11 protein-coding genes and 1 other annotated feature are annotated in these 13,437 nt (G+C 37.2%); of the genes, 5 read left to right on the forward strand and 6 right to left on the reverse strand.

From position 1 onward, the window contains the following. The first annotated feature begins 163 nt into the window (after positions 1–163). Positions 164–1,351 carry an acetyl-CoA C-acetyltransferase gene (locus tag HMPREF2580_RS04380; RefSeq protein WP_070830640.1) on the forward strand — a complete coding sequence of 396 codons (1,188 nt, stop codon included), beginning with the start codon at positions 164–166 and terminating at the stop codon, positions 1,349–1,351. Between the two features lie 279 nt (positions 1,352–1,630). On the opposite strand, the gene HMPREF2580_RS04385 is transcribed toward HMPREF2580_RS04380, so the two are convergent. The 5 genes from HMPREF2580_RS04385 to HMPREF2580_RS04405 are packed head-to-tail and all read right to left on the reverse strand — an operon-like array spanning position 1,631 to position 8,706. Continuing rightward, entirely contained in the window at positions 1,631–2,374 is a 744-nt protein-coding gene (locus tag HMPREF2580_RS04385) for a cyclase family protein (protein ID WP_070830642.1), read from the reverse strand. Between the two features lie 21 nt (positions 2,375–2,395). Beyond that, on the reverse strand, positions 2,396–4,642 hold the full coding sequence (gene metE / locus HMPREF2580_RS04390; RefSeq protein WP_070830644.1) for a 5-methyltetrahydropteroyltriglutamate--homocysteine S-methyltransferase: 2,247 nt from the start codon (positions 4,640–4,642) through the stop codon (positions 2,396–2,398). Then, positions 4,639–6,477, reverse strand: a complete 1,839-nt coding sequence (locus HMPREF2580_RS04395) for a bifunctional homocysteine S-methyltransferase/methylenetetrahydrofolate reductase (protein ID WP_070830646.1) — start codon at positions 6,475–6,477, stop codon at positions 4,639–4,641. Before HMPREF2580_RS04395 ends, metE begins: the two co-directional genes overlap by 4 nt. Continuing rightward, a complete protein-coding gene (metC, locus tag HMPREF2580_RS04400; RefSeq protein WP_070830648.1) occupies positions 6,431–7,606 on the reverse strand; it encodes a cystathionine beta-lyase MetC in 1,176 nt (391 codons plus the stop codon). The genes HMPREF2580_RS04395 and metC overlap by 47 nt, the downstream gene beginning before the upstream one ends. Next, complete coding sequence (locus HMPREF2580_RS04405) at positions 7,603–8,706, reverse strand: PLP-dependent transferase (protein WP_070830650.1); 1,104 nt, start codon at positions 8,704–8,706, stop codon at positions 7,603–7,605. Before HMPREF2580_RS04405 ends, metC begins: the two co-directional genes overlap by 4 nt. Before the next feature lie 65 nt (positions 8,707–8,771). Then, positions 8,772–9,179, reverse strand: a binding site (T-box leader). A 428-nt stretch (positions 9,180–9,607) separates the two neighbouring features. On the opposite strand from HMPREF2580_RS04405, the gene HMPREF2580_RS04410 reads away from it, so the two are divergent. The 4 genes from HMPREF2580_RS04410 (at position 9,608) to ychF (ending at position 12,758) form a co-directional block, all read left to right on the forward strand. After that, positions 9,608–10,438, forward strand: a complete 831-nt coding sequence (locus tag HMPREF2580_RS04410) for a ParB/RepB/Spo0J family partition protein (protein ID WP_070830652.1) — start codon at positions 9,608–9,610, stop codon at positions 10,436–10,438. 105 nt (positions 10,439–10,543) lie between these two features. Next, positions 10,544–11,425, forward strand: coding sequence for a mechanosensitive ion channel family protein (locus HMPREF2580_RS04415; protein WP_070830654.1), 882 nt, complete (start codon positions 10,544–10,546; stop codon positions 11,423–11,425). Between the two features lie 20 nt (positions 11,426–11,445). Then, on the forward strand, positions 11,446–11,649 hold the full coding sequence (locus tag HMPREF2580_RS04420) for a DUF951 domain-containing protein (RefSeq protein WP_002445134.1): 204 nt from the start codon (positions 11,446–11,448) through the stop codon (positions 11,647–11,649). Positions 11,650–11,660: 11 nt separating this feature from the next. Further along, positions 11,661–12,758, forward strand: a complete 1,098-nt coding sequence (gene ychF / locus HMPREF2580_RS04425; RefSeq protein WP_002445137.1) for a redox-regulated ATPase YchF — start codon at positions 11,661–11,663, stop codon at positions 12,756–12,758. A 426-nt stretch (positions 12,759–13,184) separates the two neighbouring features. Here ychF and HMPREF2580_RS04430 read toward each other — a convergent pair whose 3' ends face one another. Beyond that, the gene (locus HMPREF2580_RS04430; protein WP_044466557.1) at positions 13,185–13,376 is read right to left on the reverse strand and encodes a hypothetical protein; all 192 of its coding nucleotides are present in this window, start codon (positions 13,374–13,376) and stop codon (positions 13,185–13,187) included. Positions 13,377–13,437: the final 61 nt, after the last annotated feature.

Below are 13,437 nucleotides of genomic sequence, written 5' to 3' on the forward strand. Positions count from 1 at the left end.
AAACATGCTTATACGACGTTCTCAAAGACGGTTAATAATATATAACTTTTTAATACAGAAAGATGTTACCGTTTCATTTATAAGGGGAAGATGCATGTTAACGACATGTGGTTCGACCCCCATTTTCATAAGGATAAAAAAGAAAATAAGGAGATGAATAGATATGACACGAGTAGTTCTAGCAGAAGCATACCGCACACCTATAGGCGTATTTGGAGGTGCCTTTAAAGATATCCCTGCGTATGACTTGGGCGCAACAGTAATTAAACACATCGTAAAAAGTAGTGGCATCGACCCAAAAGAAGTCAATGAGGTTATTCTAGGCAATGTCTTACAAGCAGGACAAGGTCAAAATCCTGCACGCATTGCTTCCATTAAAGGCGGATTATCTGAGGCCACGCCATCATTCACAGTCAATAAAGTCTGTGGTTCTGGAATGAAGGCTATTCAACTTGCCTACCAATCTATCGTAGTTGGCGATAATGAGATTGTGATTGCAGGTGGTATGGAAAGTATGTCTCAATCTCCAATGCTATTAAAAAATAGTCGATTTGGATTTAAAATGGGCAATCAAGCGTTAGAAGACAGCATGGTAAGTGATGGATTAACAGATAAATTTAACGACTATCATATGGGAATTACGGCAGAGAATTTAGTTGAAAAATATGGTATCACTCGAGAAGAGCAAGATCAGTTTGCTGCGAACTCTCAACAAAAGGCTGAACATGCACAAGAAACAGGTGGATTCGATGCTGAAATTGTGCCAGTAGAAGTGCCTCAACGTAAAGGGGAGCCAGTGGTTGTGTCACAAGATGAAGGGATTCGTCCAGGTACGACAGCTGACAAGTTAAGTCATTTACGTCCTGCATTTAAAAAAGATGGTTCTGTTACAGCTGGAAATGCATCAGGTATTAATGATGGTGCTGCAGCAATGTTAGTTATGACTGAAGAGAAGGCGAAAGCACTTGGTGTGAAGCCGATTGCGGTGTTAGAGAGTTTCGGAACAAGTGGTGTAGATCCATCCATTATGGGAATTGGCCCTGTTGAAGCGGTACGTCAAGCATTGAAACGTTCAGGTAAAACGACGTCTGATATCGACGTATTTGAACTTAATGAAGCCTTTGCTTCTCAATCATTGGCGGTTGACCGAGAATTACAATTGCCACAAGATAAGGTGAATGTTAAAGGTGGCGCAATCGCATTAGGTCATCCTATTGGTGCATCTGGTGCTCGTATATTAGTTACTTTATTACATCAACTGAATGAGACGACTCAAAATGGTCTCGCTTCATTATGTATCGGTGGCGGTCAAGGTATTGCTACTCTCGTATCTCATTATGACGCGAAATAATAAAACAAGCTGTAAGTGTATGTCATCGCGACATCGCTTACAGCTTATTTATTTTATTTATGAAATTAGGAAGGTTTAATAATGCGATGACGTAATGAATGGCTCTTCCATTAACGATCGCTACAGGCAAAAGACTTTGTTCCCCCTTTTAAATGCATTATGTTGCATTCATTTCTTTGGCAAGCCGGCTCAAAGCTTACCAAAGTTGTGGGGACATGCGTCACGTTGATGTACTTGATAATTGAAAAATTTGAGTTACTTGCTTAAATGATTGCTCATTTAGGGTTTGATTGCGAATGCTCTGACAGGAAATCCTGGGGCATCTTTAGGTTTTGGACTAATCGCATAGATAATTGCGCCACGCGTAGGTAATTGATCTAAGTTTGTTAATAATTCTAATTGGAAAGTATCTTTGCCTAGAATGTAACGTTCACCTACTATATCTCCATTTTTAGCGGTATCCACAGAAGCATCGGTATCAAATGTTTCATGACCGATGGATTTCACTCCACGTTCTTCGATAAGAAATTTCAAAGCATCTAAACCCCAGCCAGGTAAGTGTTGATTGCCATTGGCGTCTTTATTTTCAAATTGGTCAATATCTGGCCAGCGCTTAGACCAGTCTGTGCGTAGAGCTACAAATGTACCTGGTTCAATTTGACCATTGTGACTTTCCCATTCTTCAAGGTGTTGTCTAGTTACGATGAAATCGGCGTTCTTTGAAACCTCTGTAGAGTAGTCTAGGACGATGAGTGGTAAGACCAATTCTTTCAAGTCTAACTCTTCTAAGTATCTTCGATTTTCCACAAAATGAATTGGCGCGTCGATATGCGTACCATATTGTGTAACGATACTCCATCGTTGAACGTAGAAACCATGTTCTTTGACGTTAAAGAGTGTCGATACTTCACCTTTTTCAAATTCACTAAAGCGAGGAATCTCAGGATCGAAAGTATGTGTTAAGTCGACCCATTGTGCCTCTTTAAGTTGATTCAGTTGGTCCCATAAAGGATAGTTTGTCATAAGCATCACCTCTAAATGATATTATGCTGTTGTTGCGCCATTTTCTTGACGTTTCTTCTTCACTGCGTTAACTAAGACAGTTAAGGCATCTTTTACTTCGTCTTCTTTACGCGTTTTAAGGCCACAGTCTGGATTAACCCAGAAGAGTGAGCGGTCAATTTGTTGTAAAGAACGATTGATAGCTGTAGTAATCTCTGCTTCAGTTGGAATACGTGGACTGTGAATATCATAAACGCCTAATCCAATACCTAAATCGTAATTGATATCTTCAAAGTCTTTAATTAAATCACCGTGACTACGTGATGTTTCGATTGAAATAACATCTGCATCTAAGTCATGGATAGCATGAATGATTTGTCCAAATTGAGAATAGCACATATGTGTATGAATTTGTGTTTCATCATGTACGGATGACGTTGCTAACTTAAATGAGTTAACCGCGTCTTTCAGGTATTGTTCATGGTATTCAGAACGTAATGGTAATCCTTCACGTAATGCTGGCTCATCTACTTGGATGACTTTAATACCTGCTTCTTCAAGCGCTAACACTTCTTCATCGATCGCTAATGCGATTTGGTCTTGAACGACCTTACGTGGGACGTCTACACGTTCGAAGGACCAGTTTAGGATTGTGACTGGACCAGTGAGCATCCCTTTTACAGGTTTGTCAGTTAAACTTTGTGCGTAAACCGTTTCTTTCACTGTTAATGGTGCTGTCCATTTTACGTCGCCATATATCACTGGTGGTTTAACGGCACGTGAACCGTATGATTGTACCCAACCAAACTTAGTTACTAAGAAGCCTTGAAGCTTTTCGCCGAAGAATTCAACCATGTCATTACGTTCAAATTCTCCATGTACGAGTACGTCTAAACCGATGTCTTCTTGTATTTTAATCCAACGGGCAATTTCATTTTGTAAGAAGTCTTGATATTCAGCATCTGTAATACGATGATTCTTCCAATCTGCACGGTATTTACGTACTTCACGTGTTTGAGGGAATGAACCTATTGTTGTTGTTGGTAAATCTGGTAAATTTAAGCGCTCATATTGTTTTTGTTTACGTACTGAGAAAGGTGACTTACGACTTGTAGGAACGCTATCGAAGTCGTATTCAAGATTTTTAAATGATTGGCTTTGGAAACGTTCGTAACGCGCTTTAAGTTCGTCATATTTAGCGCTATCACCATTATTGAATAAACGGCGTAAGGCATCTAATTCATCTAACTTTTCAGTAGCAAAACTTAATCCTTCTGCAATAGATTCGTCTAATGTTTCATCATCTAATGAAACAGGCACGTGTAATAAAGATGATGATGGTTGAATGACTAATTGGTTTGTATGTTGTTGTAACGTTTCGATTAATTGCTTTTTAGATTCAATGTCTGCAGCCCACACATTACGACCATCAATAATGCCTGCATAAAGTGTCTTGCGTGAATCGAAGTCTCCAGCTTTAATTTGTTTTAAGTTATAACCGTTGTCATGAACAAAGTCTAAACCTAAGCCGCCAACTGGCAATGTGCTTAAGAATTTTAAATGTACACGTTCAAAGTATGTTTGGATGACTAACTTTTCACCTAAACCAGCTTGAGCGAAGTAATCATAAGCTTCTTTAGTGATATTCTCATAGCTTTCACTATCATCAGTGACTAAGATAGGTTCATCGATTTGAATGTATTCGGCACCAGCATGAATCAGTGATTCTAGTACTTCTTTATAAAGTGGAAGCAAAGTTTGAACTTTCTCTTCAAATGATTGGTTGCCACCTTTAGAAAGTTTGACGAAAGTAATTGGGCCAACGATAACTGGATGGGCATTGACATTGATAGATTGGGCGTATTTAAAGCGTTCGAGTAATGTGTTTTTCTCTACTTTAGGTTCTACATTATCCCATTCAGGCACGATATAGTGATAGTTAGTGTTAAACCATTTGATGAGTGCACTCGCTACATGTTCTTTATTACCGCGGGCGATATCGAACAATAAATCATCATTCACTTCACGACCTTGGAAACGTTCTGGAATAATATTAAATAATAAAGATGTATCAAGAATATGGTCATATAATGAGAAATCTCCTACAGGGATACTGTCTAAATTGTAATTCTTTTGAAGTAAGAGGTTCTCTTTGTGTAAATCAGTCAGTGTTTGATCTAATTCAGCCTTATCGATTTTGTGAGCCCAGTAGCTTTCAATCGCTTTTTTCCATTCTCTTTTTCTACCTAATCTTGGGAATCCTAAGTTTGAAGTTTTAATTGTTGTCATAATATTGCCTCCTTGTTAGCAGTAATAGATTTAGAATATGCTGCGAGTTCTAATGAATAATCTACCTTTTGAAAAGGTGTGATAATGTACAAACCGTTAAAGTATTCATGTACTGTATCGATGAGTTCTTTAGAGAGTCTTAAACTTAATTCTTTCGTTTTTTCCTTATCATCTTTAACAGCTTTAAATTGGTTAAGTACATCTTCTGACATTTTTATGCCTGGCACTTCGTTATGTAGAAAAAGTGCATTGTTATAACTGGCTATAGGCATAATGCCAATGAAGAACGGTGTATTTAGATGTTTCGTTTCTTCATAAACTTGTTTTATTTTTTCTTTGCTATAAACGGGTTGAGTAATAAAATAGCTCATACCGCTTGCAACTTTCTTCTCAAGTCGTTTAACGGCACCGTCAAGTTTTCGTACGTTTGGATCAAACGCACCAGCGATGTTGAAGTTGGTATGTTTCTTCAGCGCATCACCATCCGTGTTAATACCTTGGTTAAATCTCAGTGCAAGTTCTGTTAGACCTTTCGAATTCACGTCATACACGTTGGTTGCACCTGGTAAATGTCCCACTTTAGAAGGGTCACCAGTAATGGCTAGAATTTCATTAACCCCGATGAGTGAGAGACCTAAGAGGTGAGATTGAAGCCCTATAAGGTTTCTATCACGACATGTGACATGAACGAGTGGTTCAATATCATAACGTTGTTTGATTAGACTTGCTGCTGCGATATTACTGACTCGAACTGTTGCAAGGGAATTATCAGCCAACGTAACCGCGTCAATACCTGCTTCATCTAATTTTCCGACGTTGTCGAAGAAAGTATCTGTGTCTAAATGTTTCGGCGTATCTAGTTCGACAATCACAGTTGGTCCATTTTTAACTTTGGTAGTAAGATTTTGTTTCATCACGCTCGTTGGTTTACGATTTGATTTCTTCGTAATAGGAATCACTTTTTTGTCTTTTACAGGTGTTAAACCTTGAACGGCTGATTTAATATAGCGGATGTGCTCAGGTGTCGTACCACAACAGCCACCGATAAGTCTTACGCCTTCGTTGATGAGTTCTTGTGCGACGTCGCCGAAATATTGCGCATTGTCACTATATTTAAATTCACTATTTTCAATATCTAGTAGACTTGCATTTGGATAACATGATAAATATGCCTGTTCAGGCAGCTCTATATGTGAAAATGAACGCTGCATATGGTGTGGACCATGGTGACAGTTAAGACCAATAACGTCAGCACCACACTCAACGAGTTGTTTAAGTGCCTCGTTTATTTCAGTGCCATCAACCAAATAATTGGTGTTGGAAGCGGTCAATTGCGCAATAATAGGAATGTCATATTTCCTACGTGTTGCGACTACAATATTTTTCAATTCGTCTAAGTCGTAATAAGTTTCAAATAATAGAGCGTCTACGCCTTCATTGATTAAGGTATCGATTTGAAGTTCTGTATGATATTGAATCGTTGATAAACTTATTTCTTCTTGTCTCACACCTCTAAAGCCACCTACAGTACCAAGAATAAATGTGTCCTCATTGGCAGCGCGTTTAGCAATTTGTACAGCTGCTTTATGAATTTCTCTGACACGATGTTCTAAGCCGAAGTTTTTAAGCTTTTCGAAATTAGCACCGTATGTGTTGGTTTGGATCACGTCCGCACCAGCTTCGATATATGAGCGATGGATGTGTTCTACCTTGTCTGGATGAGTAAGGTTGTACGCTTCAGGGCAAGTGTCGAGCCCTTCTGAGTAAAGTATTGTGCCGATAGCTCCATCAGCTACCAAAACGTTGTTCTGTAAATGTTTCAGAAATTGACTCATTGAAAGCCTCCTTTAAAGCGTAGTTAAAATCTGCGATGATTTCTTCAGGATCTTCAAGCCCCACACTTAAGCGGAATAAACCGAAAGTAATTCCTCTTTCTTGTCTTACAGCTTCTGGAACAGCTGCATGTGACATTGTTGCTGGGTGAGAAAGAATGGTTTCAACACCACCAAGACTGACTGATACAAGTGGTAATGTGAGTGATTCTACAAATGCTTGTGCTTTAGATTCATCTTTCAATCTAAATCCGATAACCGCTCCACCTGTGGAAGCTTGTCTTAAATGGATCGGGTTATTTCCTGGGTAATAAACTTCTGCGATTTCTTCACGCTGACTTAAGAATTCAACTAAGCGTTCAGCATTTGACACAGATTGTTTAAATCTTACCGGTAATGTTTTAAGATGCTTCGCCAGAGCCCAACTATCATGTGCTGAGAGTGCTGTACCAGTACCGTTTTGTAATAAATAAAGTGCTTCTGCAATATCTTTACGATTTGTGATTGCTGCACCTGCAATGAGATCGCTATGACCACCTAAGAATTTAGTTGCGCTATGAACCACGATATCTGCCCCTAAGGCTAGAGGTGATTGACCAAGAGGCGTCATAAATGTATTATCCACTGCTAAGCGTAGGTTATTTTGTTTAGCGATTCTTGCTACTGCTCGTATATCTGTAATTTTGAAAAGTGGATTCGATGGCGTTTCCACATAAATTAGTTTAGTATTCATTTGAATGGCATTTTCAATTTCAAGAATATTTGTAGCGTTTACCGTCGTAAATTCGATATTAAAACGATTTAAAATTTGTTCAGTGAGTCGAAATGTACCACCGTATACGTCATCAGGAAGGATAACGTGATCGCCTGACTGAAGCGTCAGTAATACTGCAGTAATTGCTGCTATTCCAGATGCATATGCAAAAGCATAGTTCCCGCCTTCTAGACGTGCGAGTTTTTCTTCTAAAAGGGTACGATTTGGATTTCCACTTCTTGCGTAATCATATTGAGTATCGCCACCTAGTACTTTTTGGTGAAAGGTTGACGAATCATATAAAGGTGGATTAGCTGAGTGATATTCTTGTCCTCTGCGTGAATCAAAAATGACTTCTGTTTCTATAGATAAACTCATGAAATCACTCCTACTTTAGAATTTTCTAATGCTTGAATAATATCTGTTTCGATATCGTTATAATCTTCAATACCTACAGAAAGACGAATAAGATGTTCGTCGATACCTCGTTTATCCTTTTCTGCGTCAGGCATGTCTACATGTGTTTGTGTGTAAGGGAAGGTAATGAACGTTTCTGTGCCACCTAGACTTTCTGCGAATATGCAGACGTTTATATTTTCCAGAAATTTAGCAACACTATAGGCTTTATTCAGTCTTAAACTTAGCATTCCAGTGCGACCACTATAGAGTACTTCGTCAATGGATTCAGTGTGACGACATCTTTCAGCGAGTCGTTGCGCATTTTCTTGAGAACGATCTATACGAAGGTGTAGGGTCTTTAGTCCTCTTTGAAGCAGGTAACTATCTAGAGGAGACAGTGTTGCGCCTATCATGTTATGAAATTGACCAAGTTGTTCTGCTAGATGTTCATCTTTTACTGTGACGACGCCAGCAAGTACATCATTGTGTCCACCAATGTATTTCGTTGCCGAGTGGAGCACGATATCTGCGCCTTCTTCAAGTGGCGTTGAAAGATATGGCGTTAAAAAAGTGTTGTCTATGATTGTTAATAATTTATGTTTCTTACTTAGTACGTAATAAGGCTCAACGTCGATTTCTATCATTTGTGGATTTGAAATGGGTTCAATGAATAATGCTTTTGTTTGTGGTGTGAGATTTTTTTCAACATCTTCATAATCTAAGAAATCTACATATTTAAATCTCACACCGTATTGTTGTTCGTAGAAATCGAAGAGTCGGAATGTACCTCCATATAAATCAAATGCTACGAGAACTTCATCACCAGGTTTGAAGATGTTACATACAAGTTGAATTGCTGCCATACCACTAGAAGTGGCGAAAGAGGCGATGCCCTTTTCAAGTTTTGCAAATGCTTCTTCAAATGCAGTGCGTGTAGGATTCTTTGTACGTGTGTAATCGTATCCTGTTGACTGACCTAGATGAGGATGTTGGTATGCGGTAGATAAATAAATTGGATTGGCAATAGCGCCAGTATGGTCGTGTGTTAGAGCGATTTGAGCTAATTCAGTATCCTTCATTACTAGACCCTCCTAATATAAAAAATAAAAAAAGCTTCCGTCCTTTAAACCCGAGTAAATCGGATGTAAAGGACGAAAGCTTCGGTTTCGCGGTACCACCTTTGTTCGTCACTTTATTGCTAAAGTGACCTCTATCAGTACGCCATCATGTAGGAAATGGTTACATGTTTGGAAGTGCCAATACATTCACAATCTTAATCGCTACGTTAAATCATTGAGCCTAATAAAAACCCATTTAGTCTTTTGAAAGATTAAATGAGTATTAACGATTAGTTGTGACGGTAGTAATTCCAGTACGCCATTCAACATCAATGTTAATACTGTATCGCTATAACGGGCGAACCCGTTGATACCTCATATTGGCATCAACACTCCAAGGCCATTTTCAAACTTTCTTTCAATGCCTTCTCTCAGCTTATGAAGACTCTCTGTATTAGCAGTGTAAGTTCTACTTTCCTTTTTACAGTGTGTAAAATGTTTCGTTTTGTAATTGTTAATACATAGATTACATACTGGAAAATGATTTGTCAACAACTTTTCTGAAAATTTAGATTAAATAGTTAATTAGAAAGTAGTAGGAAGGATTTTGGAATGAACGTTGAAGTTTGTTAAAAAGTTTCGGAAGGATGTGGAAAAATCTTAAAACGCTTGTACAATGAGATTGAAATTTTTAAAATAGTAAGTGATGTGTTGAAATAGGAAGTTGGACAGAAAAATCATTGAGCAAAATTAATTTCTTTGTCTCGAACCCAACTTGCATTGTTTGCAGAATTTAAAAAAATTTTTTGTTGGGGCTCCGCTGGTAAGGTTGATTAGGATTAAGAAGAACTTGATATCAGTGCACTTTCAATTCAGATATCTACTGCCAATATGTTAAACATTTATAGAAAGATGTGAAAAGATGACACAGGAAGAAGATCAACGTTTGCAACTTGAAAGTAACGAACATGTGCAAAATATAGCTATTGATTTAATTAAACCGAATCCTTATCAACCACGAAAGTCATTCGATGAGGAGAAATTGCAAGATTTGGCGAAATCAATTGAGCAACACGGTATTCTTCAACCGATTGTATTAAGAAAAACAATCCAAGGGTTCTATATTGTGGTGGGTGAACGAAGATACCGAGCATCTCAAATCGCTGGACTAAGAGAGATCCCTGCAATAGTTAAAGAACTATCAGATGAAGATATGATGGAACTAGCTATTATTGAGAATTTACAACGGGAAGATTTAAATGCGATTGAAGAAGCTGAAAGTTATAAAAAGTTAATGTCGGATTTAAACATTACACAACAACAGGTTGCACAACGATTAGGTAAGTCTCGACCATATATTGCCAATATGCTAAGATTGCTTCATTTACCTTCAGAAATTATGACAATGGTTAGAGAAGGAGAATTATCTGGGGCACACGGTCGTACCCTCTTATCATTAAAAGACGCTTCAAAGATGAAGAAGATAGGGAAGCAAGCCATCCGGGAGTCTTGGAGTGTAAGACAACTCGAGCAATATGTAAATACCTATTTACAGAATGATACGGTTCAACCAGAATCGAAGCAAAGTAAGAATAAGAAACCTAAATTTATTCAACAACAAGAAAGACAACTTAAAGAACGATATGGTTCTAGAGTTGATATTTCTACTTCTAAGCATGTTGGTAAAATCACTTTTGAGTTTAAATCAGAAGAAGAATTTAAAAGACTGATTCAACAACTTAATGAAAAGTAATTGATTTCATGTAGTTTTTTAAAACTGAAGACTGATTCAATTGAAAGAGCTTTAAGCTATAGTGTATAAGTTACGAAAAATTTAAAAAAAGGAGGTAACGAAATAATGAACCAAATAAAGCATATTTTATCTTCTTTATTTGAACCTTTAACCAAAATTGAGACATATGAGAATCTTGTCTCAAAAATTATAATGATTTTGATTTATATCATTGTTGCACTCATCGTTATTGCGATTTTAAATAAAGTGATTGAACAAGCTTTTAAAATACAAAATAAAAGTAAAAAAGGAAGTAAAAAACGTTCAAAAACGCTCATATCACTTGTACAAAACGTAGTAAAATATATTGTATGGTTTATCGTACTTACAACCATTTTAAGTAAATTTGGTATTAGTGTTGAAGGTGTTATCGCCAGTGCTGGTGTCGTTGGTGTAGCAGTAGGTTTCGGTGCGCAAACAATTGTTAAAGACATCATTACTGGTTTCTTTATTATCTTTGAGAATCAGTTTGATGTGGGTGACTATGTTAAAATCAATAGCGGTGGAACAACTGTAGCAGAAGGTACAGTTAAATCTATTGGTTTAAGATCAACACGTATTAATACGATTTCTGGAGAGTTAACTATTTTGCCAAATGGCAGTATGGGTGAAATCACCAATTTCTCTATTACAAATGGCACTTCAATTGTGCAACTTCCAGTCTCAGTTGATGAGAATTTGGATCAAGTTGAGAAGAAATTAAATAAATTATTCACGTCATTACGCAGTAAATACTATTTATTTGTTAGCGACCCAGTTGTCGATGGTATCGATGCAATTGAGAACAATAAAGCAATCATTCGTGTTTCTGCAGAGACGATTCCAGGAGAAGGTGCTTCAGGTGCCCGTATTATTAGAAAAGAAGCGCAAAGAATGTTTGTGCAAGAGGGCATACGTATGCCTCAACCGCTATTTACACAACACGATGAGGCTCAAAGTAAAGACTAGTTATCATTGGAGGTAATTTCATGACGTCAAATTACGGAATAAATGATATAGTAGAAATGAAAAAACAACATGCATGTGGAACGAATCGCTTCAAAATCATAAGAATGGGTGCTGATATTAGAATTAAATGTGAAAATTGTCAGCGTAGTATTATGATTCCACGTCAAACGTTTAATAAAAAATTGAAAAAAGTTCTTGAATCTCATCAAGACAAAGAAAGTTAGGAGAATGATTAATGGCTTTAACAGCAGGTATCGTAGGTTTGCCTAACGTAGGTAAATCTACCCTATTTAATGCAATTACTAAAGCTGGTGCATTAGCAGCGAACTACCCATTTGCTACGATTGATCCAAATGTAGGTATCGTAGAAGTACCAGATTCACGTTTACTCAAATTAGAAGAAATGGTACAACCTAAAAAAACTATCCCTACAACATTTGAATTCACTGATATTGCAGGTATCGTTAAGGGTGCCTCTAAAGGTGAAGGGTTAGGTAACAAATTCTTATCACATATTCGTGAAGTAGATGCGATTTGCCAAGTTGTTCGTGCATTTGATGACGAGAATGTGACGCACGTTTCTGGAAGAGTAAATCCATTAGATGATATCGAAGTCATCAATATGGAATTAGTATTAGCTGATTTAGAATCAGTTGATAAACGCTTACCTAAGATTGAAAAAATGGCACGTCAAAAAGATAAAACAGCAGAGATGGAATTACGTATTCTTACTAAAATTAAAGAAGCTTTAGAAGATGGTAAACCTGTTAGAAGTATTGATTTCAATGAAGATGATCAAAAATGGGTAAACCAAGCTCAATTATTAACTTCTAAAAAAATGTTATATATCGCTAATGTGGGCGAAGATGAAATTGGCGATGAAGATAACGATAAAGTAAAAGCAATTCGTGAATATGCTGAGAAAGAAGATTCTGAAGTTATCGTGATTAGTGCCAAAATTGAAGAAGAAATTGCGACACTCGATGATGAAGATAAAGAAATGTTCTTAGAAGATTTAGGTATTGAAGAACCAGGTCTAGATCGACTTATACGAACTACTTATGACTTATTAGGCTTGTCAACTTACTTTACTGCAGGTGTTCAAGAAGTACGTGCATGGACATTTAGACAAGGTATGACAGCCCCACAATGTGCAGGTATTATCCATACCGATTTTGAACGTGGATTTATTCGTGCCGAAGTTACAAGTTACGATGATTATGTAGAGTATGGTGGCGAAAACGGCGCTAAAGAAGCGGGTAAACAACGTTTAGAAGGTAAAGATTATATTATGAAAGACGGAGATATCGTACATTTCCGCTTTAATGTATAATTTAATAGATTTTTAAGGAGGTTGGGACATAATCAATTGTCTCAACCTTCTTTAACATATTGGCAGTAGATGTCTGAATTAAAAGTGCGCTTATATCAAGCTTCTTTCAATCCTAGCCATCCTTGCCGGCGGGGCCCCAACATAGAGAATTTCTTTTTAAGAAATTCTGCAAACAATGAAAGTTGGGAGAGGGACAACGAAAATAATTTTGATAAATTACATTTCTGTCTCACTCCCAAACTGTCGACAAAGTCTTTGATTTTGTGGGCAGTTTTTTAATTTATGCGAATATTTTCTTAGAGGGCCTGTCAATTCGAGGTCTTGATAGATCAACTTGTTTAAAAAAGAAGCAATGGCGTTCAAATTAGAGTTTGTAGTGACTCAGAATCTAAATGCCATTGCTTATATATTTGAAATTCCAATTCTTTAAAAAAATGGAATGACTTCGCTTGCTTCTATAATATCTTGTGTACTGAAAAATTGCTTGCCTTCACCGGTGTAAGCTGGTTCAAGAACCATATTTGCCTTAGCACAATAAAGCCATTCAGGGTGAATACCACAATTTAAGATATCTTGAAATTCTTGGAACTCTTTATTCCAATCTAAATTTAATTGCATGCTAAACACCTCAACCACATTATAGAACGAACGTTCGTAAAAGTGAAGTGTTTTTGTTCGT

Source organism: Staphylococcus sp. HMSC036D05 (assembly GCF_001836225.1).
Classification (GTDB): domain Bacteria; phylum Bacillota; class Bacilli; order Staphylococcales; family Staphylococcaceae; genus Staphylococcus; species Staphylococcus caprae.

Excerpts from the sequence above, each read along its gene's own strand:
- HMPREF2580_RS04380 (WP_070830640.1), top strand. The coding sequence starts at position 164 with ATGACACGAGTAGTTCTAGCAGAAGCATACCGCACACCTATAGGCGTA.
- HMPREF2580_RS04385 (WP_070830642.1), bottom strand. The coding sequence starts at position 2,374 with ATGACAAACTATCCTTTATGGGACCAACTGAATCAACTTAAAGAGGCA.
- metE (WP_070830644.1), bottom strand. The coding sequence starts at position 4,642 with ATGACAACAATTAAAACTTCAAACTTAGGATTCCCAAGATTAGGTAGA.
- HMPREF2580_RS04395 (WP_070830646.1), bottom strand. The coding sequence starts at position 6,477 with ATGAGTCAATTTCTGAAACATTTACAGAACAACGTTTTGGTAGCTGAT.
- metC (WP_070830648.1), bottom strand. The coding sequence starts at position 7,606 with ATGAGTTTATCTATAGAAACAGAAGTCATTTTTGATTCACGCAGAGGA.
- HMPREF2580_RS04405 (WP_070830650.1), bottom strand. The coding sequence starts at position 8,706 with ATGAAGGATACTGAATTAGCTCAAATCGCTCTAACACACGACCATACT.
- HMPREF2580_RS04410 (WP_070830652.1), top strand. The coding sequence starts at position 9,608 with ATGACACAGGAAGAAGATCAACGTTTGCAACTTGAAAGTAACGAACAT.
- HMPREF2580_RS04415 (WP_070830654.1), top strand. The coding sequence starts at position 10,544 with ATGAACCAAATAAAGCATATTTTATCTTCTTTATTTGAACCTTTAACC.
- HMPREF2580_RS04420 (WP_002445134.1), top strand. The coding sequence starts at position 11,446 with ATGACGTCAAATTACGGAATAAATGATATAGTAGAAATGAAAAAACAA.
- ychF (WP_002445137.1), top strand. The coding sequence starts at position 11,661 with ATGGCTTTAACAGCAGGTATCGTAGGTTTGCCTAACGTAGGTAAATCT.
- HMPREF2580_RS04430 (WP_044466557.1), bottom strand. The coding sequence starts at position 13,376 with ATGCAATTAAATTTAGATTGGAATAAAGAGTTCCAAGAATTTCAAGAT.